This is a genomic window from Streptomyces sp. NPDC026062 (assembly GCF_055568375.1).
Map to the genome: position 1 here is coordinate 28,372 of NZ_JBVHOQ010000014.1, position 24,749 is coordinate 53,120.

Sequence of the window (24,749 nt, forward strand, 5' to 3'; positions counted from 1 at the left end):
GAACGAGGAGAAATACCGTCCATGTCCAGGCGCCGCGAGTACGCCCTGCTGATAACCCTCATGGCGGGCACCGCCGCGCTCGCCGCCGTCGTGGCGTTCGCGGGCTCTCTGCTGTTCTCCGGATCTCCGGCGAACACGGTCGTCGCCTCCGGTCCGCAGGGCGTGGCCCGTACCCCCGCCGCACCGGCCCACTCCACCGGCCGCTGGCTCGCCACCTGGGCGGCGGCCCCCGTGATGGGGATGACCGAACCGGACCCGAGCACGGACCCGGCCCTGCGCACCATCCGTAACGTCGTGCACACCAGCGTCGGCGGCGACGCGGCCCGCATCACCCTGTCCAACCTCTTCGGGACGCATCCGCTGCTCGTCGACAGCGTCACCGTGAACGCCCTCCCCGTCACGTTCCGCAGGGCGCCCTCCGCGACCGTCGCCGTCGGCGGGCAGATCATCAGCGACCCCGTCGTCGTCCCGGTCGCCGCCGACTCCGATCTCGTCGTCACCCTGCGCACCCCCACCGCCCGGGGCCCGGTCACCGTCCACCCCAACAGCCACCAGACGTCCTTCGTCGAGGACCCGCAGGGCGTCCGGCGCACCACGGACTGGCGCTACCTCACCGCCGTCGACGTGCGGGCCGAGACCGCCACCGGGACCCTCGTGGCGTTCGGCGACTCGCTCACCGCGGGCAGCGGCTCCACCACCGACACGAACAGCCGCTGGCCCGACGTCCTCGCCGACCGTCTGCACGGCCGGTACGCGGTGGTCAACCAGGGCATCGGCGGCAACCGCATCCTGCTCGACGGCATCGGACAGCGCGCCCTCGACCGCTTCGACCGGGACGTCCTGGACATCACCGGGGCGAAGACCGTCATCATCGCCCTCGGCATCAACGACCTCCAGGCCTTCCCCCGGGAGGCGGACCCCGCCCGGATCACGGACGCCCTGCGCACCCTGACCGAGCGCGCGCACGCCCGAGGGCTGCGGGTCATCGGCACGACCCTGATGCCGTACGAGGGCTACCGCAACTGGACCCCCGCCCAGAACGTCGTACATGCCCAGGTCAACGAGACGATCCGGGCCGGCGGGATCTTCGACGAGGTCCTCGACTTCGAGAACGCGGTACGCGACCCCTCGCACCCGGACCGGCTGCTGCCGGCCTACGACTCCGGCGATCACGTCCACCTGAACGACGCCGGCTACCGGCGCCTGGGCTCCCTGCCCGATGTGGCCGAGCTGCTGCGCGTCCGGCCGTCGTCGGACGCGCTGTAGCGAGTCGTCGGACGCGCCCAAGCGGGTCGCCGGGCGGCCCGGGCGGGCCCGGGCGGGCTTCTGGGCGGGCTTCCGGGCGCGCTGCGGGAGCGCGGCGGCGGGCGGCCGGGTCTTCGGACCCGTCCTGCCGGCCGCCCGCCCTCACCCCTTGTCCAGCCCCAGGCGCTCCGCGTCCCGCAGGCGCTGCTTCTCCGCCTTGCTCCGCTTGTGTTCCACCCCGACCCCGCCCATCAGCGCGAAGCCGGTGATCCGCACCCGGGGAGCATCCGGCGCGGGCATCCCCACATCCTTCGAGTCCTCCCCGAAACCGCCCATGATGCCGATCCCCCGGACGTCCACGTTCAGGTCCGGGGGAACCGTCACATGGATGCCGCCCATGATCGTGAAGCAGCGGATGACCACCTCGGAAGCCTCGAAGTCCGCCTCGCGCAGATCGATGGTGCCGCCGCCCCACATCGCGAACGCGGTGAACACCCGGCCGACGGTCCAGTTCCCCTGGCGCCTGAACCCGCCCCAGAACGCGAAGCCGCCACCGGACGTCGCCGGCTTGCCGATCCGGTCCGACCAGCGGGCCATCGACCCCGTCCCGGGCCGCCCCCCGGCAGCCACCGGCGCCACCGTTCCACCGGGCCGCGGCAGATCGCGCACGAGAGGTTCGAGCTCGCCGTGCGTGCGGGCCTTGTAGGCGGCGTCGAGCCTGGTCTCGAACTCCTCCATCTCCAGCCGTCCCTCGGCCAACGCCTCACGCAGAATCTCGGCGATCCGTTCACGTTCGGCATCGGAGGCACGCATTTCCGGAAGTTCACTTGTCATGCCGTGCAGCCTATTGAACGCGTCCGCTCCCGTCACCGCGCTACCGACCACTCGCCGACGCGTACATCTTCGCGATCACGGCCTCGATGTCCGGCTCCCGGACCGAAAGGTCCATCAACGGGTAGTCGGCGGCGATCCGCGCCACCAGTGGCGCCGCCGAAGCCGACGCCGGAAACGCCAGCCACTGCCGCACCCCCTCCACCTTCACCGTGCGCACCGAAGGCTCCGACTCCAGCCGGATCGGCGGGAGTTCACACTCCAGATCCACCACGAGCATCCGCTCGCTCCCGCCCACCTCGTGCAGCCCGGCGAGTGAACCGTCGTACATCAGACGGCCGTGGTCGATCACCATCACCCGCTTGCACAACTGCTCGATGTCGGTCAGGTCGTGGGTGGTGAGCAGCACCGTCGTACCGCGTTCCGCGTTCAAGTCCCGCAGGAATCCTCGGACCTTGGCCTTCGACACCACATCGAGGCCGATGGTCGGCTCGTCCAGATACAGCACCTCCGGATCGTGCAGCAGCGCCGCCGCGATATCGCCACGCATCCGCTGCCCCAGCGAGAGCTGCCGCACCGGTACATCCAACAGCGCGCCCAGATCCAGGAGTTCGATACAGCGGTCCATGTTGGCCCGGAAGCGGTCATCGGGAATCCGGTACATCCGGTGGACCAGCCGGTACGAATCGCGCAGCGGCAGGTCCCACCACAGCGTGGTGCGCTGGCCGAAGACCACACCGATGCGCTGCGCCAGCCTCGTACGCTCCCGTGAGGGGTCGATTCCCGCCACCCGCAGCGAGCCGGCGCTCGGGGTGAGGATCCCGGTCAGCATCTTGATCGTCGTCGACTTCCCCGCCCCGTTCGGGCCGATGTAACCGACCATCTCGCCCCGGGCCACGCGGAAACCGATGCCGTCGACGGCCCGCACCTCACGCCGCTCGCTGCGCAGGAACCCCGTCCTGCGCCGGACGTCGAAGACCTTCTCGACACCGTCGAGTTCGATGAAGTCCGTATCCATTACCCGTTTCGCCCTTCCCGCCCGCAGTCCCTCGGTCACGTCAACCTCCGCCCCCGGCACGCCCATCGTTCCGTCAGCTTCCCGTGCTCCGGTACGCCCGCAGCCCCGCCCGCCACGCCAGACCCGCGCCCGCACCGCACACCCCGGCCACCAGCGGCGGCAGGAACGCCACCCAGTCCGGCAGCCCCAGCGGATAGTCCCGGCCCAGCACATACAGGCACGGCAGCCAGTTCACGAACGCCAGCGGCACGACGAACGTCACCCCGCGCACCAGATCCGCCGCGAAGACCGACGGCGGGTACTGGAGCAGCGTCGCCCCTCCGTACGTGAAGGCGTTCTGCACCTGCGAGGCGTCCTGAGCGACGAACTGAAAGGCCGCCCCGGCCACGAACACCGCCGCGAAGATCGCCGCCCCGCTCAGCACCATCAGCGGCACCATCAGCACCTTCGCCGCGGTCCACTCGATGTCCAGCGTCACCAGCGCGTACCCGAGCACCAGCAGCCCCTGGGTCACCCGCCCCAGCCTGCGCAGCGCGAACCGGTCCGCCGCCACCTGCGCGATCACCGGAACGGGCCGCACCAGCAGGGTGTCCAGCGTGCCGTCCCGTACCCGTTGCCCCAGCCGGTCCATCGACCCCATCAGCAGATCGGCCAGCCCGAACGCCGTGCCGGCCGCCCCGTAGAGCAGGGCGATCTCCGCCAGCGTGTACCCGCCCAACACGTCCACGTGCGAGAACATCAGCACGATCGTGACGAAGTCGAAGGCCGTCGCCGCGAAGTTCCCGAGCGCCATCATCGCGAACGACGCCCGGTACGCCATCGTCGAGCGCAGCCACATCGCGACGATCAGCCCGTACGCCCGGACCCCCTCGGCCACCCGCGACCGGGGAACGAAGACCGCCTCGGGCGCGTCCCCGACCACCGCGTCCGCCACCTCAGCCACCCTGGACCACCACCCTCCGCGTCGCCACCGACTGAAGCACCCGCCCTGCCAGCAGCAGCACCAGCGCCCAGCCCGCCTGGAAGGCGTACACCCGCACCAGCCCCCACCCCGTGTGCTTGCCGAGGAACACATCGGCCGGCACCTGGAGCAGCGCCGACCACGGCAGCGCCCGCGCCACCTCACCCAGCAGCCCCGGGAACAGATTCAGCGGGAGCAGCATCCCGGAGAAGAACATCCCCGCCAGGAACGCCATCTGCGCCGCCCCCGCCCCGTCCATCAGCCAGAACGCCGACAGCGCGACCAGATAGCGGATCGCGAAACTCACCACGACCCCCAGCGCCACAGCGAGCAGAAAGGCCGGCCAGGTCCCCGGCGACTCGGGCATCGCCAGATCGAAGGCCAGCGAGCCGAACACCATCGGCACGATGCCGCGCCCCAGCAGATGAAACGCCGCCCGGCCCAAGTCACCTGCCAGCCACCACAGTTGCAGGTCGACGGGCCGGTAGAGATCGACCGCGACATCACCCGTACGGATCCGCTCGATCAGATCGTTCTCGAAACCGCCGCCCATCATCACGCAGGTCATCAGCAGCGCCTGACCCAGCCACACGTAGGTGAGCGCCTGCGACATGTCGTAACCGCCGAGCTGTGGACGCTCGTCCCACAGCGCCGCGTACGTGTACGCCAGCACGAAACCGAAGACGGTGTTGGTGAACACCCCCGCGGCCGTCTCGATCCGGTACGTGGCATAGCGCCGGAACCCGCCCGCCGCCACCACCGCGTAGAGCCGCACCACAACCACCCCCCACGATCGGGGTGCCCCGCCGAGCGCGGACACCAAAGCGCAGGAGCATAGCCCAGTCGGGGCAACCGCCGCGACCGCTTTACGAAGGTCGATCCGATAGTTATTCGACAGAAAAGTGCACTATGGGAGAACTGACCGCGGCCGAGGAGTCTGCACCGACATGAGCGACGAGCCACAGCAGCAGAACGGGGACCCCGACGACCGGCGCTGGACCCCCAGAGACCTGTCTGCCGACGCCGCCGCCCCCGCGGGACAGGGCACCCCGGCCACGGACACCACCGGCGCGAAGAAGCGGAAGAAGCCCAAGCGCCCCCCACGCACCGGCTGGCGCCGCGCCGTCCCCACCTGGCGCATGGTCCTCGGCGGGCTCCTCCTCATCGCACTGGTCCTGATCGGCGGCCTCATCGCCGGCTACCAGCTCGTCGACATCCCGCCCGCCAACGCCAGCGCCACCGCCCAGTCCAACGTCTACCTCTACAAGGACGGCAGCGTCATCGCCCGCGACGGCGAAGTGAACCGGGAGAACATCAAACTCGCCCAGGTCCCGCTCACCGTCCAGCACGCCGCCCTCGCCGCGGAGGACCGCGACTTCTACTCCGAACGCGCCGTCGACATCAAGGCGATGGTCCGGGCCGGCTGGAACACCGTCACCGGCAAGGGCAAGCAGGGCGGTTCCACCATCACCCAGCAGTACGTCAAGAACTACTACCTGGGGCAGGAACAGACCGTCGTCCGCAAGATCAAGGAGTTCTTCATCGCGATCAAGCTCAATCGCGAACAGTCCAAGAGCCAGATCTTCGAGGGCTACCTCAACACCAGCTACTTCGGCCGCAACGCCTACGGCATCCAGGCCGCCGCCCAGGCCTACTACAGCAAGGACATCGGCGACATCACCACCGCCGAAGGCGCCTATCTCGCCTCCCTGCTCAACGCCCCCAGCGCCTACGACGTCGTCACCCACCCCGAGAACAAGCCCGCCGCGGTCGCCCGCTGGAACTACGTGCTCAACGGCATGGTCAAGGAGGAATGGCTCGGCGCCGCGGAGCGCGCCGCCCTCACCTTCCCCGAACCCGGCCCCGTCAAGCCCGCCAACAGCCTTTCCGGACAACGCGGCTACATCGTCCAGGCCGTCGAGGACTACCTCGTCCAGAACGACATCCTCGACGAGAAGACCCTCGCCACCCGCGGCTACCGCATCACCACCACGCTGGAGAAGAAGAAACAGGACGCCCTCGTCGAAGCCGTCGACGACAACGTCATGTCCAAGACCAGCAAGAAGAACAAGGCCGACCGCAACGTCCGCGTCGGCGGCGCCTCCATCGACCCCGCCACCGGCCGCGTCCTCGCCATGTACGGCGGCATCGACTACACCCGGCAGTACGTCAACAACGCCACCCGCCGCGACTATCAGGTCGGCTCCACCTTCAAACCGTTCGTCTTCACCTCCGCCGTCGCCAACGGCTCCACCACCCAGGACGGCCGCCGCATCACCCCCAGCACCATCTACGACGGCACCAACAAACGCATGGTCCAGGGCCCCGGCGGACCCACCGGATACGCCCCGGCCAACGAGGACGACCGCAGCTACGGGCCCATCACCGTCCGGACCGCCACCGACAAGTCCGTCAACGCCGTCTATGCCCAGATGGCCGAGGACGTCGGCCCGGAGAAGGTCCGCCGGACCGCCATCGCCCTGGGCATTCCCCAGGACACCCCGGACCTCACCGCCTCCCCCTCCATCGCTCTCGGCCCCTCCACCGCCAGCGTCCTCGACATGACCGAGGCCTACGCCACCCTCGCCAACCACGGCAGGCACGGCGCCCACGTCCTCGTCGACAAGGTCACCAAGGACGGCGAGAGCGTCAAGCTCCCCGGCCGGTCCACCGACCAGGCCGTCACCCGCGAGGCCGCCGACACCACCACCTCCATCCTCCGGAGCGTCGTCGACGGCGGCACCGGCACCGCGGCCCAGGGCTCCGGCCGCCCCTCCGCCGGAAAGACCGGCACCGCGGAGGAGGACAAGGCCGCCTGGTTCGCCGGCTACACCCCCGGCCTCGCCACCGTCATCGCCGTCATGGGCCAGGACCCCGACACCGGCGCCCAGAAGCCGCTCTACGGAGCACTCGGCCTGCCTCGTATCAATGGTGGCGGCGCCCCCGCCCAGACCTGGGCCCAGTACACCCGGACCGCCCTGAGCGGCACCCCCGTCGAGAGCTTCGACCTCGACCTGGAGCGCGGCACCACCGAGACGGCGCTCCCCAGCCCGGGGAGCAGCACCCCCGCCGGCACCGGACAGCCCTCCCCCACCCCGGCCGTCACACCCCCGACCGCCCCGAGCAGCACCGCACCCACCACCCCGTCGGCCCCGCAGACCACCCCCGGCGACACCGACAGCCCCGGCGGCGGCACCACGAACGGCGGCGCGGGCAACGGAGGCGGTACCGGAGGCGGCGGAGACAACGGAGGCGGGGGCAACGGGGGTGGCAACAACGGGGGCGGAGACAACGGAGGCGGAGACAACGGAGGCGGCGGAGGCTTCCCCGAAGGCGCCCGCGGCACCCACGCCCCCGCGGCCCCGGCCGCCCCCGCCGCCCCCGGCCGTCAGTGACCCGAAGTCGCCTTCAGCCCCACCACGGCCACCAGCAGCAGACACACGAAGAAGATCCGCGCCGCGGTCACCGGCTCATGCAGCACCACCATGCCCAGCACAGCCGCACCCGCAGCGCCGATGCCGACCCAGACCCCGTAAGCCGTACCGATCGGCAGTGTCCGCGCCGCATGCGACAGCAACAGCATGCTCGCGACAATCCCCAGCCCCGTGAACACACTCGGCCACAGCCGGGTGAACCCCTCGGTGTACTTCATCCCGATCGACCAGGCCACTTCCAGCAGACCCGCGACCACCAGCAGAACCCACGCCACGACGGCACCTCCGACACACAGAACACGGAACAGAACGGGTGCGTCGTCTTTACGGAAACCCGGTACGGCGCGTCTCGTCGGGGTCCCACCACCGTAGCAAAGAACAGGCAAAGGGCCTGGTGACCACCGTCACCAGGCCCCGCACACCACCATCCGGGCCGCACAGCACCGGCTTGCGAACCACCCGTCCGCAGAGCACCGGCACGCGGACACCACCGGCCTGCGGACCACCGGCCCATGGAGCACCCGCTTGCGGACCACCGGCCTACAGATACAAGCCCGTCGAATCGACCGAGCCCTCGAACCGGTCCGCGGCGACCGCGTGCAGATCCCGCTCCCGCATCAGCACGTACGCCACGCCCCGCACCTCGACCTCGGCACGGTCCTCGGGGTCGTACAACACCCGGTCCCCCGGCTCCACCGTCCGCACGTTCTGGCCCACCGCGACCACCACGGCCCAGCCCAGCCGGCGCCCGACCGCAGCCGTCGCCGGAATCAGAATCCCGCCGCCGGATCGCCGCTCGCCCTCGGGCGAATCGGACCGGACCAGCACACGGTCGTGCAGCATCCGGATGGGCAGCTTGTCGTCGGTGTTCTCGCTCACGCCCCGCAACCTACCTGGCCGCGAGGGGGACGCGCGCCCTCGGGGTCAGCGCTTCTTCCGCCGCCTGGACGCAGTGAGCAGACCGACCACGCCCACCACGAGCAACGCCGCCGGAATCACCCGCTCCAGACGCGGCGCACCGTCCTCCGAAACGAACTGGGCCTTCACATCCGACACCGACCGGTTCACCGCGACGAACGCCCGGCCGGCCGTCCGGTCCACAGCCTCGGCCGCCTTGGCCTTCGCGTCACCGATGATCGTCTTCGGGTGCACCCGCACCCCGATCTCATCGAGCACCACCGCGAGCTGCTCGCGCCTGCTGATGATGTCCGCCTCGATCTGCGCAGGGCTCCTGGCATCCGACACTGCGCCGCCTCCGTGGTCCTCGTCCGGTAAACCTTCGTCGACAGTCTGTCAGCTCGACCGCCCACGCACCCGGCGGCACCCCTATTACCCTCTGTCCCGTACACCCCACGTACCAAAGAGGAGAACCATGAGCGAGCGACTCCAGCCCGGCGACACCGCCCCCGCCTTCACCCTCCCCGACGCCGACGGAAACGACGTCTCGCTCGCGGACCACAAGGGCCGCAAGGTCATCGTCTACTTCTACCCCCGTGCCCTCACTCCCGGCTGCACCAAGCAGGCCTGCGACTTCACCGACAACCTCGACCTCCTCACCGCCGCCGGTTACGACGTCATCGGCGTCTCCCCCGACAAGCCGGAGAAGCTGGCGAAGTTCCGGGACGAGGAGAACCTCAAGGTCACCCTGGTCGGCGACCCCGCGAAGGAGACCCTGGAGGCCTACGGCGCCTTCGGCGAGAAGAAGAACTACGGCAAAACGGTGATGGGCGTCATCCGCTCCACGATCGTCGTCGACGAGAACGGCAAGGTCGAGCACGCCTTCTACAACGTGCGGGCCACCGGTCACGTAGCCAAGATCATCAAGGACCTCGGCATCTGACCGGACCGCTGGGGAGCAATCCGTCCGGAAATTCCCCGCAGGTTGAGCCGAACGGCCGAAACATGTGATGGACGTCCCAATCCACGGGCGAATCGGTTTGCAACCGCCATGACGGCGCAGAAGCCTTTCCTGGAACACCCACCGAGGAAAGGACCCGGCCATGGCGGCCTCCGATCCCCATCAGGCGGCCGACCCCGAAGCGGTCAAACGCCACCCCGCCCTCTTCCGTGCCATCCGAAAGCGCCAGAACCCGAAGCTGCGCCGGACGGACATCACCATCACGGACGACCAGGCGGTCAAGCGCGCGGTCAAGGCGGCATCGCTCGGTAACGCCATGGAGTGGTTCGACTTCGGCATCTACTCCTACCTCGCCGCCACCCTGGGCCATGTCTTCTTCCCGTCCGGGAACGACACCACCCAGCTCCTCTCCTCCTTCGCCACCTTCGCCGTCGCCTTCCTCGTGCGCCCCCTCGGCGGCATGTTCTTCGGCCCCATGGGCGACAAGATCGGCCGCAAGAAGGTCCTCGCCCTCACCATGATCCTGATGGCGGTCGGCACCTTCGCCATCGGCCTCATCCCCTCCCACGACACCATCGGCGTCGGGGCCCCCGTCCTCCTCATCGTCTTCCGGATGCTCCAGGGCTTCTCCACCGGCGGCGAGTACGGTGGCGCTTCCACGTTCATCGCCGAGTACGCCCCCGACAAACGACGCGGCTACTTCGGCAGCTTCCTCGAATTCGGCACCCTGGCGGGCTACGTCGGAGCCGCCGGCCTCGTCACCGCGCTCTACGCCCTCCTCAACGACACCCAGATGGAAGCCTGGGGCTGGCGCATCCCGTTCCTCGTCGCCGGACCGCTCGGCCTCGTCGGCCTCTACCTGCGACTGCGCCTCGACGAGACCCCGGCGTTCCAGAAGCTGGAGGGCGGCACCGCACACGCCACCGAGGCGGCGGACGGCGTCGAGACCACCGCCAAGGGCGACCTCGCCAAGATCTTCCGCCACTACTGGCCGACGCTGATCCTCTGCATCTGCCTGGTCGGCGCGTACAACATCACCGACTACATGCTGCTGTCGTACATGCCGACGTACCTCTCCGACGAACTCGGCTACAGCGAGACCCACGGCCTGCTCGTCCTGCTCGCCGTCATGCTGTTCCTGATGCTGATCATCAGCCAGGTCGGCAAACTCTCCGACCGCTTCGGCCGCAGGCCGCTCCTCATGACCGGCATGCTCGGCTTCCTGCTCCTCTCCCTCCCCTCCTTCCTCCTGATCCGCCAGGGCAGCATCCCCGCGATCACGATCGGCATGCTGATGCTGGGCCTTTCCCTGGTCTGCATGCTCGGCACGATGTCGGCGGCGCTCCCGGCCCTGTTCCCGACGAACGTCCGCTACGGGTCCCTGTCGGTGGGCTACAACCTGTCGGCTTCGATCTTCGGCGGTACGACCCCGCTGGTCATCACGGCCCTGATCAGCGTGTCCGGCAGCAATCTGATGCCGGCCTACTACGCGATGGCGGCGGCGCTGGTCGGTGTGATCGCGGTGGCCTGTATGAAGGAGACCGCCAACAAGCCGCTGGCCGGCTCCCCGCCCTCGGTGGAGACCAGCGAGGAGGCGGAGGAGCTGGTCGCCTCCCAGACACCGGACCCGAAGTTCTGACCCGTCCCCACGGGGTCCGGCCCGTCCCGCGTCGGCTGCCGCCGAAGCGGGGCGGGCCGTTCCGCGTCCTGCCGGGTACGGGTACCGGACGCGACGCTCCGGCTCGGGGTTCCTCAGGCGTGCACGGGATACGGGACCGGCGGTACAGGGCGGGGGCTCAGCGACACAGGGCGGGCCCGGCGATTCAAGGCGGGGCGCCGTCTCGTCCTCGGGACCGGCCGCATCGATGGCGACCCGCTCGACAACCACCAGGAGGACCTTCGCCACCTCCTCGCCAACTGCCGTGCGCTCACTGACACATGGCACCGCGACCGGCGCACCGAATCGGCCTCCGCAACTCCTCGGGTCAGCAGCGTTCCCCCTTGTAGACTGCTGAGGACGCGCGAGTGCTGGAATTGGTGAGACAGGCTGGTTTTAGGTACCAGTGCCCTAGCGGCGTGAGGGTTCGAGTCCCTCCTCGCGCACCCCGGCGACAGGCCCGGCTCACTTCAGCGGTGAGCCGGGCCTGCGGCGTTCACGCAGGGGGCGTCACCCCACCAGTTCCCGCACCAACGGCACCAGCGCCCGGAACGCCTTCCCCCGGTGGCTGATCGCGTTCTTCTCCGCCGGGGTCAGCTCCGCACAGGTGCGGGTCTCGCCCTCCGGCTGGAGGATCGGGTCGTAGCCGAAGCCGTAAGCACCGGCGGGGGTGTGGCGCAGGGTGCCGAGGAGGCGGCCCTCGACCACGCGTTCCGTGCCGTCGGGCAGGGCGAGCGCCGCGGCGCAGGCGAAGTGGGCGGCGCGGTGCGGGGCGTCGATGTCGGAGAGCTGGGCCAGGAGCAGGTCCAGGTTGGCCCGGTCGTTGCCGTGGGTGCCGGCCCAGCGGGCCGAGAAGATGCCGGGGGCGCCGCCGAGTACGTCGACGCAGAGGCCGGAGTCGTCGGCGATGGCGGGGTGGCCGGTGGCCTGGGCCAGGGCGTGGGCCTTGAGGAGGGCGTTCTCGGCGAAGGTGACGCCGGTTTCCTTGACGTCGGGGATCTCGGGGTACGCGTCCGCGCCGACGAGTTCATGGGTGAGGCCTGCGTCGGCGAGGATCGCGTGCAGTTCGGTGATCTTCCCGGCGTTGCGGGTGGCGAGGATGAGGCGGGTCATGGCTCGATTATCGCCGCGCGGGGGTGACCGCCGGTGCCTCAGGCATCCTCGGGGAGGCGAGCGGCGTGCGCACTGCGCGTTCCGGGAGGGGCTTGCCGCAGGCCGGTGAGGCCGGGGCCCCGGGTCCGGAACGCCGGGCCGGGGCCGTCAGGGGGTGCAGACCTTGCCGATCTCGGCGGCTGCGTCGGTGACGGGGGTGATGTCGGGGGTGGCGTCGCCGTTCTCGATGGAGTCGCGGACGTTGCCGACGCCGGCCTGGAGGTCGTCGACGGCCTTGCCGAGGTCGGCGTTGTCGGTCTTGTCGCCGAGGTTGCCGAGTTCCTTCTCGATCTCGTCGAGTGATTCGGAGGCCTGGGTGGGGTCGCTGGAGGCGTTGGCGACGGCCTGCTGGAGGTTGTCGACGCTGGTGGCGATGGCGTCGGCGGTGCGGACGCAGTCGAGCGTCTTGTCGAGGGCGCCGCAGCCGGCCGCTGCGGTGACGGTGAGCAGCGCGGCGGTGATGGCCAGTGCGGTGCGGCGGTGACGTCGGTGGCGCGTGGCCATGGTGGGTCCCTCCCCTGGTGCGGACACATGGACGGGCGCACGGTTCGACCCGTGCGCCCGTATTCGTATCGACGCTGTGCGTGGGGACTTGGTTGCTTCTTTACCTGGCCGCGTTGGTGTCCGGCTACGCGCCGAGGGTGCGGGCGAGTGCGTCGTTCTGGAACTGGGTGAGGTCGACGCAGCCGGCGGTGGCGAGGTCGAGAAGGGCGTTGAGCTCCTTGCGGTCGAAGGGCTCGGCCTCGGCGGTGCCCTGGACCTCGACGAAGCGGCCGTCGCCGGTGCAGACGACGTTCATGTCGGTCTCGGCGCGGACGTCCTCCTCGTAGCAGAGGTCGAGGAGGGGGGTGCCGTCGACGATGCCGACGCTGATGGCGGAGACGGTGCCGGTGAGCGGCTTGCGGCCGTGCTTGATGATCTTCTTGCCCTGGGCCCAGGTGATGGCGTCGGCGAGGGCGACGTAGGCGCCGGTGATGGCGGCGGTGCGGGTGCCGCCGTCGGCCTGGAGGACGTCGCAGTCGAGGACGACGGTGTTCTCGCCGAGGGCCTTGTAGTCGATGACGGCGCGCAGGGAGCGGCCGATGAGGCGGCTGATCTCGTGGGTGCGGCCACCGATCTTGCCGCGTACGGATTCGCGGTCGCCGCGGGTGTTGGTGGAGCGGGGCAGCATGGAGTATTCGGCGGTGACCCAGCCTTCGCCGCTGCCCTTGCGCCAGCGGGGGACGCCTTCGGTGACGGAGGCGGTGCAGAAGACTTTGGTGTCGCCGAAGGAGATGAGTACGGATCCTTCGGCGTGCTTGCTCCATCCGCGTTCGATGGTGACGGGGCGGAGCTGGTCGGGGGTGCGGCCGTCGATACGAGACATGGCGTCGACCTTATCGGGTGCGCGGCGTGGGCCGTTGCGGTGCGAGTGCGGGGCCGTGCACGCCGCAGGCCCCGCCCTGGCGGACGCCGTGTACGCCGCAGGCCCCGCCCCGGCGGACGGGGCCTGCGGTGGTGCCGGGGGCCGGCTCGGTGGCTTTCAGCGGTGGGTCACATCATGTCTTCGATGTCGGCGGCGATGGGGTCGGCGTCGGTGCCGATGACGACCTGGATCGCGGTGCCCATCTTGACGACGCCGTGTGCGCCGGCGGCCTTGAGGGCGGCTTCGTCGACCTTGCCCGGGTCGACGACCTCGGTGCGCAGGCGGGTGATGCAGCCTTCGACCTCTTCGATGTTCTCGATTCCGCCGAGCCCGGCGACGATCTTCTCAGCCTTGCTGGCCATGGCCTTCTCCCTGGTTCTTCACGTACATGCGACGGCCCACCCTGGGTCCGTTTCGTCACGGTAACGCACGGTTGGCCCAACTTCGCGAGCGAGCAGCCGGTCCCTCACCAAAGATGACGATCACCGGCGCCCTGCCCTCCGGGCGGGCTCCGCACCGTACCGCAACTGGTCTACACCAGTGTGCAACACCTGCCAAACGTGGCCTGTTCCGGGAGGACGCCGATGAGCTCAAGCAGCGCAGCGATCCCACAGAAGAAGTGGTGGAACGGCCTCTTTCAAGGCCTCCAGAAGATGGGGCGGAGCCTTCAGCTCCCGATCGCCGTGCTGCCCGCGGCGGGAATTCTCAACCGGCTCGGCCAGCCGGACGTGTTCGGCGACGAGGGCCTGGGCTGGAACAACATCGCCAAGGTGTTCGCGGCGGCCGGTGGCGCGCTGCTGGATTCGGGTCTGGGTCTGCCGCTGCTGTTCTGCGTGGGTGTCGCGATCGGCATGGCGAAGAAGGCGGACGGATCGACGGCGCTGGCCGCCGTGACGGGGTTCCTCGTCTATTACGCGGTGCTGCACGCGTTCCCGGTGGACTGCCCCAGCGGTTCGACGTTCACCTCGGGCGGTACGTGGTTCGGCACATGTGTCACGGGCGATGCGGAGGTGACGGCGGCCGAGTACCAGAACCCGGGGGTGTTCGGCGGCATCGTGATGGGTCTGATGTCGGCCTGGTTCTGGCAGCGGTACCACCGGGTGAAGCTGGTGGACTGGCTGGGCTTCTTCAACGGCCGCCGGCTGGTCCCGATCATCATGGCGTTCGTGGGCCTGCTCTTCGCGGCACTGTGCGCATGGCTGTGGCAGCCGATCGGTGACGGTCTGACGAGCTTCTCCAAGTGGCTGGTGGACCTGGACTGGGCAGGTTCGGGCATCTTCGGTGTGGCCAACCGCGCACTACTGGTGATCGGTCTGCATCAGTTCCTGAACACGTTCGTCTGGTTCCAGTTCGGCGATTACACCAAGCCGGACGGGACGATGGTGCACGGTGACATCAACCGGTTCCTGGCGGGTGACCCGACGGCCGGTCAGTTCACGACGGGCTTCTTCCCGATCATGATGTTCGCGCTGCCCGCGGCGGCGCTGGCGATCTACCACTGCGCGAAGCCGCACCGCCGCAAGGCGGTCGGCGGCATGATGGTCTCGGTCGGCCTGACCTCCTTCGTGACGGGAATCACGGAGCCGATCGAGTACTCGTTCCTCTTCGTCGCGCCTCTGCTGTACGCGATTCACGCGGTGCTCACCGGTGTGTCGATGGCGGTGACATGGGCGCTCGGAGTGAAGGACGGCTTCAGCTTCTCCGCAGGCCTGATCGACTACGTCATCAACTGGAGCCTGGCGACGAAACCCTGGCTGATCATCCCTATCGGTCTGGCATTCGCCGCCCTGTATTACGTGATCTTCCGTTTCGCGATCACCAGGTTCAACCTCCAGACGCCGGGCCGCGAGCCCGACGAATTGGAGGAGGAGATCGAGAAGAACCTCACGAAGTAGCCTTTTCCCCGCCTCCGGCCAGGGCTTATGCCCTGGCTGCCCAAGGCCCTCGGACCTACCGGTCCGAGGGCCTTCAGCATGTCACTGTGCGTACGCATTGGCTCATGCGAAGTAGTGGGAAATCGCAGGTTCCTTATCTAACCCTCACCGTGCTACAACTGGTCTACACCACTCAGTGGTCCAGACCACGTGTCGCCGCTGCGGCGCGTTTCTTGAGTCGCCGCCCACCCGAATCCCCTGTCCCCGGCGGCGCCTTGCCTCATGGAGGAAGTTGATGTCCACGGCTGGCACCGCTCCCGCGGTCACCAAATCGAAGGGCGCCGGCGTGATGGCGGTCATGCAGCGCATCGGCCGCAGCCTCATGCTGCCGGTCGCGGTGCTGCCCGCTGCCGCACTGCTGGTCCGGCTCGGCAACGCCGACATGCTCGGACGCGAGTCCTTCCCGACCTTCATCACGAAGCTCGCGGGCTACATGGCCGCAGGCGGTGGCGCCATCCTCGACAACATGGCGCTGCTGTTCGCCGTGGGCATCGCGATCGGCTTCGCCAAGAAGTCGGACGGCTCGACCGCGCTCGCCGCGGTCACCGGCTACCTCGTCTTCCAGAAGGTGCTCGCCACCTTCACCGACAGCAACCTGCCGCAGGTCGCGAGCGTCGTGGACGGCAAGATCGTCATGAGCGAAGCCCCGGTCAACGCCGGTGTGCTCGGCGGCGTCGTGATGGGCATAGTCGTGGCCCTGCTGTACCAGAAGTTCTACCGGACGAAGCTTCCCGACTGGGCGGGCTTCTTCAGCGGCCGCCGCCTGGTGCCGATCCTCTCCGCCTTCGCGGGCCTGCTCATCGGCATCGTCTTCGGTCTGATCTGGCCGGTCCTCGGCTCGCTCCTGCACAACTTCGGTGAGTGGCTGGTCGGCTCCGGCGCGGTCGGCGCGGGCATCTTCGGTGTCGCCAACCGTGCGCTGATCCCGATCGGCATGCACCACCTGCTGAACTCCTTCCCGTGGTTCCAGGCCGGTGACTTCGACGGCAAGCACGGCGACATCGCCCGCTTCCTGGCCGGTGACCCGGAGGCCGGACAGTTCATGACCGGCTTCTTCCCGATCATGATGTTCGCCCTTCCCGCGGCCTGCCTCGCGATCGTGCACTGCGCCCGCCCGGAGCGCCGCAAGGTCGTCGGCGGCATGATGTTCTCGCTCGCCGCCACCTCGTTCGTCACCGGTGTGACCGAGCCGATCGAGTTCACGTTCATGTTCATCGCCCCGGTGCTGTACGCGATCCACGCGGTCCTGACCGGTGTCTCGATGGCCCTGACGTGGGCGCTCGGCATGAAGGACGGCTTCGGCTTCTCCGCGGGTCTCGTCGACTTCCTGCTGAACCTGGGCATCGCGTCGAAGCCCTGGCTGCTGGTCCTGGTCGGCCTCTGCTTCGCGGCGATCTATTACGTGGTCTTCCGCTTCGCGATCACCAAGTTCAACCTGCCGACGCCGGGCCGTGAGTCCGACGAGGAGCTCGAGGAGCTCCTCAAGGCCGAGGCCAAGTAGTCCCGCACCGCACCACCCACCACAGCTCGAAGCCCTCACCTTCCCGGCGGAAGGTGAGGGCTTCGTCATGCGTGGAGTGCGGGTGCGATGCGGGCCCGGACCCGGGCGCGGTGCGGGCTCAGGGCGCGGTGCGGGCTCCGGGTACGGTCCGGATGCGGATTCCGGTGCGGTGCCACGGCACGCGGGCCCGGCCTGATCCGGGCGAGAGGTCCTAGATCTCGTAGACCGCGCCCGGTGCCGCCAGCTCCGTCGGCCCGTCGAAGACCTCGCGGGCGTCGGCGAGGTTGCGGGCGGCGTCGGTCCACGGCGGGATGTGGGTGAGGACCAGGCGGCCCACCTCGGCACGGGCCGCGAGCTCACCCGCCTCGCGGCCGTTGAGGTGGAGGTCCGGGATGTCCTCCTTGCCGTGGACGAACGACGCCTCGCAGAGGAAGAGGTCGGCCCCCTCCGCCAGCTCGTCCAGAGCCCCGCAGGGGCCGGTGTCGCCGGAGTACGTGAGCGAGCGGCCGCCGTGCTCGACGCGGATGCCGAACGTGTCGACGGGGTGGCAGAGCTTCTCCGTACGGACCGAGAAGGGGCCGATCTCGAACGAGCCGGGCTTCAGGGTGTGGAAGTCGAAGACCTCGCTCATCGCATGGTCGGACGGGGTGTCGGCGTGCGCGGTGGTGAGCCGCTGCTCCGTGCCGTCGGGGCCGAAGACCGGGATGCGGGCCGGGCGTCCGCCGCCGTGCGGGTAGTACCGGACGACGAAATACGCGCACATGTCGATGCAGTGATCGGCATGGAGGTGGCTGAGGAAGATGGCGTCGAGGTCGTAGAGACCGACATGGCGCTGCAGCTCGCCGAGGGCGCCGTTGCCCATGTCGAGGAGCAGCCTGAAGCCGTCGGCCTCTACGAGGTAGCTCGAGCATGCCGATCCCGCGGACGGGAACGAGCCGGAGCAGCCGACGACGGTGAGCTTCATGGAGCGTGAACCTCCGAGACGTGGGAGCGGGGAGGGTTCGTGCGGTTTGTTGAGCGTAAGGCGCGAAAGAGCTGGTCGCTCCTCTGGGGCGTGTCGTTGTGGGGGAACTCACCTGCGGTGTCACCGGTTCGATGGAAGCCGTGGCGCGTGCGGTGCCGCCCGCGGCGGGCGTGTCCCCCTCCCCGTCCCTTCCCGAACCGGGGCCGGGGGGTTCGGGGCCGGGTGCGTCCGGGGCAAGGTGTTCGGTCCCCGCCGTGAAACGGCGGACGCCGGGGGCCCGGACCGGTGTGGTCGGGCCCCCGGCGTCCGGGGGAAGCGCGGGCGCTAGGCCCAGAGCTGACCCTGAAGCGTTTCGATCGCCGCTTCCGTCGTGGGCGCGGTGTAGACGCCCGTCGACAGGTACTTCCAGCCGCCGTCGGCGACGACGAACACGATGTCGGCGCTCTCGCCGGCCTTGACCGCCTTGTTTCCGACGCCGATCGCCGCATGGAGTGCGGCGCCGGTCGAGACGCCCGCGAAGATGCCCTCCTGCTGGAGGAGTTCGCGGGTGCGGGTGACCGCGTCGGCGGAGCCCACGGAGAAGCGGGTGGTGAGGACGGAGGCGTCGTAGAGTTCGGGGACGAAGCCTTCGTCGAGGTTGCGCAGGCCGTAGACGAGGTCGTCGTAGCGCGGTTCTGCCGCGACGATCTTGATGCCGTCGACGTGTTCGCGCAGATACCGGCCGACGCCCATGAGGGTGCCGGTGGTACCGAGGCCGGCGACGAAGTGGGTGATCGAGGGAAGGTCGGCCAGGATCTCGGGGCCGGTGGTGGCGTAGTGGGCGCCCGCGTTGTCGGGGTTGCCGTACTGGTAGAGCATCACCCAGTCGGGGTGCTCGGCCGCGAGCTCCTTGGCGACACGGACGGCGGTGTTGGAGCCGCCCGCCGCCGGGGAGGAGATGATCTCGGCGCCCCACATGGCGAGCAGGTCGCGCCGCTCCTGGGAGGTGTTCTCCGGCATCACACAGACGATGCGGTAGCCCTTGAGCTTGGCTGCCATGGCGAGGGAGATGCCGGTGTTGCCGCTGGTGGGTTCGAGGATGGTGCAGCCGGGGGTGAGCCGGCCGTCCTTCTCCGCCTGCTCGACCATGTGGAGCGCGGGGCGGTCCTTGATCGAGCCGGTGGGGTTGCGGTCCTCCAGCTTGGCCCAGATGCGGACGTCGTCCGCCGGTGACAGCCGCGGCAGGCGGACGAGCGGGGTGTTGCCCACTGCGGCGAGCGGGCTGTCATAGCGCATCAGTTCATGCCGCCGGCGACGGCCGGGAGGATGGTGATGTTGTCGCCGTCACTGAGCTTGGTGGAGATGCCGTCGAGGAAGCGGACGTCCTCGTCGTTGAGGTAGACGTTCACGAAGCGGCGGAGCTGCTCGCCGTCGACGATGCGCTCACGGATGCCGGTGTGGCGGCTCTCCAGGTCGGTGAAGAGGTCGGCGAGGGTGTCTCCGTTGCCTTCGACGGCCTTGGCGCCGTCGGTGTAGGTGCGGAGGATGGTCGGGATGCGGACCTCGATGGCCATGGCGTGTGCTCCTGTCGAAGCGGAGTGGTGGCGGTGGGCGTGGGGCGCGCGGCTCTGCCCCCGCGCAGGGGGTGGTGCGTGACGGGTGGGGCCGGCGCCGGGCCGGGCCCGGCTCAGGCCTCGCGGCCGGCGGTCCGTTGGTTCGTACAGATCGCGCTGGCGAGCCGGCACAGGTCGACGTGCAGGCGCGCCACGAGCAGCGTGCCCGGCGTCTTGTCGCTCACGTCATGGAGAACCATGCGCTCATCGTATCGATTCCCGGTCCGGGATCCGGAGTGTGATCTCACCTGGTGGATGGTTGGTGTTCGACAGCCGGACAGGGCCGGGCGGCCGGCCCTGTCCGGGCGCTGCGGGGCGGGGCCGGAGACGCGGTCAGGAGGCGGTGTACGCCTCGACGACCTCGACGTCCTCCTCGGTGATCTCGCCGTCCACGATGCGGTACGAGCGGAACTGGAAGGGGCCCGCCTCGTCGGTGTCGGCGGTGGAGACGAGGACGTAGTGGGCGCCGGGTTCGTTGGCGTACGTGACGTCGGTACGGGAGGGATAGGCCTCGGTCGCGGTGTGCGAGTGGTAGACGATCACGGGTTCCTCGTCGCGGTCGTCCATGTCGCGGTAGAGCTTGAGGAGGTCGGCCGAGTCGAACTCGTAGAACGTGGGCGAGCGGGCCGCGTTGAGCATGGGGATGAAGCGTTCCGGGCGGCCGGTTCCGGCGGGCCCGGCGACCACGCCGCACGCCTCGTCGGGGTGGTCGGCGCGGGAGTGCGCGACGATCTGGTCGTACAGCGCCTGGGTGATGGTCAGCATGGCGCCCAGGATAGGACGACGGGTCCTCGCGTACCGAGGAGTGGTACGTGAGGGCCCGCATCGTGGGACCGGCCCTGCCGGGGCGGGCGGCTCAGCGGTCGGCGAAGGCCTTGTTCCCGGGGTTGCGGGCCCTGAGGACCAGATACGAGACGCCGAGGACCAGGGCCCAGAGCGGGGCGCAGTAGAGCGAGATCCTGGTGTCCTTGTCGATGCCCATCATGATCACGACCACGCCGATGAAGACGAGCGCGAAGACGCTGGTGTACGGGGCTCCGGGGGCCCGGAAGGCGGACTGCGGGAGGACGCCCCGGTCGGCGAGGCGGCGGTAGCGGAGCTGGCTGACCAGGATCATGATCCAGGCCCACATGCCGGAGATGGTGGCGAAGGAGACGACGTAGGTGAAGGCCTCACCGGGCCACTGGTAGTTGACCCAGACGCCGACGAGCATGAGAGCGGCGGAGAACGTGGTGCCGACGAGCGGGGTGCCGCTCCTTGTCAGCCGGGTGAAGAACCTCGGCCCCTGCCCGTTGAGCGCGAGGTCGCGCAGCATGCGGCCGGTGGAGTACATGCCGGAGTTGCAGGAGGAGAGCGCGGCGGTCAGGACGACGAAGTTGACGATGCCGGCGCCGAGGCCGAGGCCCATCTTCTCGAAGGCCTCGACGAACGGGGAGACGTCCGCCGAGAACGCGGTCCAGGGGACGACCGAGAGGATCATGACGAGGGCGCCGACGTAGAAGACGGCGATGCGCCACGGCACGGTGTTGATCGCCTTGGGCAGGACGGTCCTCGGGTCCTTGGACTCGCCCGCGGTGACGCCGACGAGTTCGACGGCGAGGAAGGCGAACATCACGATCTGCAGGGTCATCAGGGTGCCCTTGACGCCGTGCGGGAAGAAGCCGCCGTCGGACCAGAGGTGGGTGACGGAAGCGGTGTCGCCCGCGTCGGAGAAGCCGAGGGTGAGAATGCCCGCGCAGATGAGGATCATGCCGACGATGGCGGTGACCTTGACCATCGAGAACCAGAATTCGAGTTCCCCGAAAAGCTTGACGGAGATCAGGTTCACTCCGTACAGGATGATCGTGAAGACCAGTGCGGAGACCCAGCGCGGAATGCTGAACCAGAACGTCATGTACTGCGCCGCCGCGGTGACTTCGGTGATTCCGGTGACGACCCAGAACAGCCAGTAGGTCCATCCGGTGACGAAGCCGGCGAAGGGGCCGACGAATTCGCGGGCGTACTCCGAGAAGGAGCCGGACACCGGCCGGTACATGAGGAGTTCGCCCAGGGCCCGCATGATGAAGAAGATCACCAGGCCTGCGACGGCATACGCCAGGACGAGGCTGGGTCCGGCCTTGGAGATGGCTTTGCCGGCGCCGAGGAAGAGGCCGGTGCCGATGGCTCCGCCGATCGCGATCATCTGGATCTGGCGGGCGCCGAGTGCGCGCTGGTACCCCTCGGCCGAAGCGGCGGATTCGCCGGTCGCGAGGTGCGGGCCGTTCTCGCCCTTGTCGTCGATCTGCGCCGATGTCATGGGCTGCGCCTTTCTCCACGCCGATCCGTGCCTGTCGGCCGCGGATCAGGTCCCGATCCCCCCGGATATGGATGGAGTGCCGCCGGCGGTCGCCGGCTCGTGGCGCCTGCCCGGGGACAGGGATGGCGTCCCCGAGCGTCGTGAGCGTCGTATGCGGTCGTGAGCGTCGTATGCGGTCGTGAGCGGTCAACACGGGTACGTCGGTGATCCACCGGACATGCTGTGGCGCACACCACAAGGAAAAGGGGACAACGGGGTCCCTGCGTCGCCAAGGAGGCCGATCAGGTGACGCGGCTGATATGCGGATCCAGGCGTCCATTGAGCGGACGCCTCATCTCCGGCCGCTTACGGCATCAGCGTTTCGATCAGCGTCTCCTGGAGCCCGCCGAGCCAGAGGTAGGCCATGACCATGGGCTTGCGCGGGTCGCTGTCGGGCAGCCGGTAGAGGGAGCCGTCCTCGCCCTCGTCCTCGTCGGAGACCTCCAGACGGGTACCGATGGTGAGCCGGAGGTCGTTGAGGGAACCCAGCCAGCTGCGGCTCTCGTCGGCGGTGAGGGTGAGTACGGCGGTGTCCCCCTCGGGCGTGAGGGCGTCGAGGGTGCGGACGACGACGAGGGCGTCGTCACGCTTGCGGGTGCGCAGGTCGTTCTCGGTGAAGCGGCGGAACTCGGCCGACGCCGCGCGCAGTTCGGTGTCCTCGTCGCCGTAGGCCTCGGGGAAGAGACGGGCGAGGGCGGGGTCGGACGGCGGTTCGCTGGGGCCCTCGGCGAAGAGGGCGGCGAGCGGGTCCTCACCCTCGGCGGGTTCGTCGCCGGGGCCGATGAGTTCGAGCAGCTGGACGGCGAGGGAGCGCAGGATCGCGATCTCCACCTCGTCGAGCGCGACGGCCGCGCCGCCGCCGGGGGTGGCTTCGAAGTGGCCGGCCATGGGTTCTCTCCGATGGTGGTCGGGCGGGTCGGTGCAAAGGGGCGGGACGAACGGGAGGGCGACGGGCGGGGCGAACGGGCGGAGCGAACGGGATGGGCGGGCGGCTGTCGCCGCCTGCCGCACCGGGCGTTAGTTGCGGTCCTGGGTGAGGGTGGCCCACAGCCCGTAGCCGTGCATGGCCTGGACGTCGCGCTCCATCTCTTCGCGGCTGCCGCTGGAGACGACCGCGCGGCCCTTCTGGTGGACGTCGAGCATCAGCTTGTGGGCCTTGTCCTTGGAATAGCCGAAGTAGGCCTGGAAGACGTAGGTCACATAGCTCATGAGGTTGACCGGGTCGTTGTGGACCAGCGTCACCCAGGGGACGTCGGGCTCGGGGACAACGAGGTTCTCCTCGGCCGATTCGGGACGTTCGATCTCTACGGGGGCGACGCTCACCTACCCCATGCTGCCACTCGACAGGCCCCCTCGCACAAACGGGTCCGGTGGCACGGCGGGCCCGGCACCCCCATCTCGTCAGTTTGACGAAATAGGGGTAGCATCCCCGGCATGAACTCAGCGGACCTTGGGCGACGGGTCGGTGTGCCGTCGACCGCACTCTTCACCGACCAGTACGAGCTCACGATGGTGCAGGCCGCACTGAAGGCCGGCACCGCCGACCGGCGCTCGGTCTTCGAGGCGTTCACCCGCCGGCTGCCCGAGGGGCGGCGCTACGGCGTCGTCGCGGGCATCGGGCGGGTCCTGGACGCGGTGGAGAACTTCCACTTCGACGACGAGATGCTCACCTTCCTGCGCGACCAGAACGTCGTCGACGCGGCGACGCTCGCCTATCTGGCCGACTACCGCTTCAGCGGCGACATCTGGGGCTACCCGGAGGGCGAGGTGTACTTCCCGGGCTCGCCGATCCTGCGGGTCGAGGGCTCCTTCGCCGAGTGCGTGCTGCTGGAGACGGTGATCCTGTCGATCCTCAACCACGACTCGGCGATCGCCGCGGCGGCCTCGCGGATGTCGGCGGCGGCGGGCGGGCGCGGGCTGATCGAGATGGGTGCCCGGCGCACGCACGAGCTGTCCGCGGTGGCCTCGGCCCGTGCCGCGTACATCGGAGGCTTCGACACCACGTCCGACCTGGCCGCGGGGTTCCGCTACAACATCCCGACGGTCGGCACGAGCGCCCACGCCTTCACCCTGCTGCACGACTCCGAGCGCGACGCCTTCCAGGCCCAGGTCGACTCGCTGGGGCGTGACACGACGCTGCTGGTCGACACCTACGACGTCACCGCGGCGGTCCGTACGGCGGTCGAGGTGGCCGGGACGGAGCTGGGCGCGGTCCGGATCGACTCGGGCGACCTGCTGCTGGTCGCTCACCGGGTGCGCCAGCAGCTGGACGAGCTGGGCGCGACGGGCACCAAGATCGTGGTGACCTCGGACCTGGACGAGTACGCCATCGCCTCGCTGGCCGCGGCGCCGGTGGACGCGTACGGGGTGGGCACACAGCTGGTGACCGGCAGCGGGCACCCCACCTGCTCGATGGTCTACAAGCTGGTCGCCCGTGCCGCCTCGGCCGATCCGGCGGACGAGCTGCGGCCGGTGGCGAAGAAGTCGCTGGGCGCGAAGTCGTCGAAGGGCGGTCGCAAGTGGGCGGCCCGCCGGCTGGACGAGGACGGGGTCGCCGAGGCCGAGGTGATCGGCACCGGTCCGGTGCCGCCCGGGCTGGCCGGCAGGCAGCTGCTGGTGGAGCTGGTCAGGGGCGGTGAGGTGGTCGCGCGCGAGCCGCTGGACACGGCACGGCAGCGGCACATCGCCGCGCGGGCCGGGCTGCCGATGTCCGCGATGCAGCTGTCGCGCGGTGAGCCGGTGCTGCCCACCGAGTACGTCTGAGGGTGCGGGACACCCCGCAGCCGCTTCGCACCCGGCCGCCGGACGGGCTTGATTGTGCGGCCCGACTCTCTAGGCTCGGTGGCGTTCCCCGTCACCGCC

26 protein-coding genes, 1 tRNA gene and 1 riboswitch are annotated in these 24,749 nt (G+C 69.4%); of the genes, 8 read left to right on the forward strand and 19 right to left on the reverse strand.

Annotated elements, in window-relative coordinates; genetic code table 11:
- The first annotated feature begins 21 nt into the window (after positions 1-21).
- Complete coding sequence (locus tag ACZ4LX_RS15140) at positions 22-1,266, forward strand: SGNH/GDSL hydrolase family protein (protein WP_467643891.1); 1,245 nt, start codon at positions 22-24, stop codon at positions 1,264-1,266.
- Positions 1,267-1,407: 141 nt separating this feature from the next.
- On the opposite strand, the gene ACZ4LX_RS15145 is transcribed toward ACZ4LX_RS15140, so the two are convergent.
- From ACZ4LX_RS15145 to ACZ4LX_RS15160, 4 genes are all read right to left on the reverse strand, one after another.
- Positions 1,408-2,058 carry a DUF1707 SHOCT-like domain-containing protein gene (locus tag ACZ4LX_RS15145; RefSeq protein ID WP_467644211.1) on the reverse strand — a complete coding sequence of 217 codons (651 nt, stop codon included), beginning with the start codon at positions 2,056-2,058 and terminating at the stop codon, positions 1,408-1,410.
- Between the two features lie 61 nt (positions 2,059-2,119).
- Entirely contained in the window at positions 2,120-3,094 is a 975-nt protein-coding gene (locus ACZ4LX_RS15150; RefSeq protein ID WP_467643893.1) for an ABC transporter ATP-binding protein, read from the reverse strand.
- A 73-nt stretch (positions 3,095-3,167) separates the two neighbouring features.
- A complete protein-coding gene (locus tag ACZ4LX_RS15155; protein WP_467643898.1) occupies positions 3,168-4,037 on the reverse strand; it encodes an ABC transporter permease in 870 nt (289 codons plus the stop codon).
- A complete protein-coding gene (locus ACZ4LX_RS15160; protein WP_467643902.1) occupies positions 4,030-4,830 on the reverse strand; it encodes an ABC transporter permease in 801 nt (266 codons plus the stop codon). Before ACZ4LX_RS15160 ends, ACZ4LX_RS15155 begins: the two co-directional genes overlap by 8 nt.
- 172 nt (positions 4,831-5,002) lie before the next feature.
- On the opposite strand from ACZ4LX_RS15160, the gene ACZ4LX_RS15165 reads away from it, so the two are divergent.
- Positions 5,003-7,450: a transglycosylase domain-containing protein gene (locus ACZ4LX_RS15165; RefSeq protein WP_467643905.1), complete on the forward strand. Its 2,448-nt coding sequence runs from the start codon at positions 5,003-5,005 to the stop codon at positions 7,448-7,450.
- Here ACZ4LX_RS15165 and ACZ4LX_RS15170 read toward each other — a convergent pair.
- From ACZ4LX_RS15170 to ACZ4LX_RS15180, 3 genes are all read right to left on the reverse strand, one after another.
- Entirely contained in the window at positions 7,444-7,764 is a 321-nt protein-coding gene (locus ACZ4LX_RS15170; protein WP_018555875.1) for a DMT family transporter, read from the reverse strand. The two genes, ACZ4LX_RS15165 and ACZ4LX_RS15170, sit on opposite strands and share 7 nt — an antisense overlap.
- 37 nt (positions 7,765-7,801) lie before the next feature.
- Positions 7,802-7,867: riboswitch (guanidine-III (ykkC-III) riboswitch) on the reverse strand.
- Between the two features lie 162 nt (positions 7,868-8,029).
- Complete coding sequence (locus ACZ4LX_RS15175) at positions 8,030-8,368, reverse strand: GroES family chaperonin (protein ID WP_266779271.1); 339 nt, start codon at positions 8,366-8,368, stop codon at positions 8,030-8,032.
- A 45-nt stretch (positions 8,369-8,413) separates the two neighbouring features.
- The gene (locus ACZ4LX_RS15180; protein WP_467643910.1) at positions 8,414-8,734 is read right to left on the reverse strand and encodes a DUF3618 domain-containing protein; all 321 of its coding nucleotides are present in this window, start codon (positions 8,732-8,734) and stop codon (positions 8,414-8,416) included.
- Positions 8,735-8,861: 127 nt separating this feature from the next.
- On the opposite strand from ACZ4LX_RS15180, the gene bcp reads away from it, so the two are divergent.
- From bcp to ACZ4LX_RS15195, 3 genes are all read left to right on the forward strand, one after another.
- Positions 8,862-9,329 (forward strand): thioredoxin-dependent thiol peroxidase, encoded by a 468-nt coding sequence (bcp, locus tag ACZ4LX_RS15185; protein ID WP_393058369.1) that lies wholly within the window; start codon positions 8,862-8,864, stop codon positions 9,327-9,329.
- Positions 9,330-9,489: 160 nt separating this feature from the next.
- Positions 9,490-10,986: a glycine betaine/L-proline transporter ProP gene (proP, locus tag ACZ4LX_RS15190; RefSeq protein WP_467643914.1), complete on the forward strand. Its 1,497-nt coding sequence runs from the start codon at positions 9,490-9,492 to the stop codon at positions 10,984-10,986.
- Positions 10,987-11,366: 380 nt separating this feature from the next.
- Positions 11,367-11,450: transfer RNA gene (locus ACZ4LX_RS15195), tRNA-Leu, on the forward strand.
- 64 nt (positions 11,451-11,514) lie between these two features.
- On the opposite strand, the gene rdgB is transcribed toward ACZ4LX_RS15195, so the two are convergent.
- The 4 genes from rdgB to ACZ4LX_RS15215 all read right to left on the reverse strand — a co-directional run bounded on the left by rdgB (position 11,515) and on the right by ACZ4LX_RS15215 (position 13,923).
- Complete coding sequence (rdgB, locus tag ACZ4LX_RS15200; RefSeq protein ID WP_467643917.1) at positions 11,515-12,117, reverse strand: RdgB/HAM1 family non-canonical purine NTP pyrophosphatase; 603 nt, start codon at positions 12,115-12,117, stop codon at positions 11,515-11,517.
- A 147-nt stretch (positions 12,118-12,264) separates the two neighbouring features.
- A complete protein-coding gene (locus ACZ4LX_RS15205) occupies positions 12,265-12,660 on the reverse strand; it encodes a hypothetical protein (protein WP_467643919.1) in 396 nt (131 codons plus the stop codon).
- Positions 12,661-12,784: 124 nt separating this feature from the next.
- Positions 12,785-13,522 carry a ribonuclease PH gene (gene rph / locus ACZ4LX_RS15210; RefSeq protein WP_467643922.1) on the reverse strand — a complete coding sequence of 246 codons (738 nt, stop codon included), beginning with the start codon at positions 13,520-13,522 and terminating at the stop codon, positions 12,785-12,787.
- 167 nt (positions 13,523-13,689) lie between these two features.
- On the reverse strand, positions 13,690-13,923 hold the full coding sequence (locus ACZ4LX_RS15215) for a PTS sugar transporter subunit IIB (protein ID WP_290349524.1): 234 nt from the start codon (positions 13,921-13,923) through the stop codon (positions 13,690-13,692).
- A gap of 222 nt (positions 13,924-14,145) precedes the next feature.
- On the opposite strand from ACZ4LX_RS15215, the gene ACZ4LX_RS15220 reads away from it, so the two are divergent.
- A complete protein-coding gene (locus ACZ4LX_RS15220; protein ID WP_467643927.1) occupies positions 14,146-15,456 on the forward strand; it encodes a PTS transporter subunit EIIC in 1,311 nt (436 codons plus the stop codon).
- A 274-nt stretch (positions 15,457-15,730) separates the two neighbouring features.
- Complete coding sequence (locus tag ACZ4LX_RS15225; protein WP_467643930.1) at positions 15,731-16,996, forward strand: PTS transporter subunit EIIC; 1,266 nt, start codon at positions 15,731-15,733, stop codon at positions 16,994-16,996.
- Positions 16,997-17,207: 211 nt separating this feature from the next.
- On the opposite strand, the gene ACZ4LX_RS15230 is transcribed toward ACZ4LX_RS15225, so the two are convergent.
- From ACZ4LX_RS15230 to clpS, 8 genes are all read right to left on the reverse strand, one after another.
- Positions 17,208-17,960, reverse strand: a complete 753-nt coding sequence (locus ACZ4LX_RS15230) for an MBL fold metallo-hydrolase (RefSeq protein WP_467643934.1) — start codon at positions 17,958-17,960, stop codon at positions 17,208-17,210.
- Positions 17,961-18,284: 324 nt separating this feature from the next.
- Entirely contained in the window at positions 18,285-19,235 is a 951-nt protein-coding gene (locus ACZ4LX_RS15235; protein WP_385278539.1) for a PLP-dependent cysteine synthase family protein, read from the reverse strand.
- On the reverse strand, positions 19,235-19,513 hold the full coding sequence (locus ACZ4LX_RS15240) for a MoaD/ThiS family protein (RefSeq protein WP_326736416.1): 279 nt from the start codon (positions 19,511-19,513) through the stop codon (positions 19,235-19,237). Before ACZ4LX_RS15240 ends, ACZ4LX_RS15235 begins: the two co-directional genes overlap by 1 nt.
- A gap of 113 nt (positions 19,514-19,626) precedes the next feature.
- Positions 19,627-19,752 carry a putative leader peptide gene (locus ACZ4LX_RS15245; RefSeq protein ID WP_467643941.1) on the reverse strand — a complete coding sequence of 42 codons (126 nt, stop codon included), beginning with the start codon at positions 19,750-19,752 and terminating at the stop codon, positions 19,627-19,629.
- 133 nt (positions 19,753-19,885) lie between these two features.
- A complete protein-coding gene (locus tag ACZ4LX_RS15250) occupies positions 19,886-20,317 on the reverse strand; it encodes a M67 family metallopeptidase (protein ID WP_467643944.1) in 432 nt (143 codons plus the stop codon).
- Positions 20,318-20,408: 91 nt separating this feature from the next.
- On the reverse strand, positions 20,409-21,848 hold the full coding sequence (locus tag ACZ4LX_RS15255; protein WP_467643946.1) for an amino acid permease: 1,440 nt from the start codon (positions 21,846-21,848) through the stop codon (positions 20,409-20,411).
- 345 nt (positions 21,849-22,193) lie between these two features.
- Complete coding sequence (locus ACZ4LX_RS15260; RefSeq protein ID WP_467643949.1) at positions 22,194-22,775, reverse strand: DUF2017 domain-containing protein; 582 nt, start codon at positions 22,773-22,775, stop codon at positions 22,194-22,196.
- Positions 22,776-22,904: 129 nt separating this feature from the next.
- Entirely contained in the window at positions 22,905-23,210 is a 306-nt protein-coding gene (clpS, locus tag ACZ4LX_RS15265; RefSeq protein WP_018555894.1) for an ATP-dependent Clp protease adapter ClpS, read from the reverse strand.
- A gap of 111 nt (positions 23,211-23,321) precedes the next feature.
- Between clpS and ACZ4LX_RS15270 the strand changes: the two genes are divergently transcribed.
- Positions 23,322-24,650, forward strand: a complete 1,329-nt coding sequence (locus ACZ4LX_RS15270; RefSeq protein WP_467643952.1) for a nicotinate phosphoribosyltransferase — start codon at positions 23,322-23,324, stop codon at positions 24,648-24,650.
- Positions 24,651-24,749: the final 99 nt, after the last annotated feature.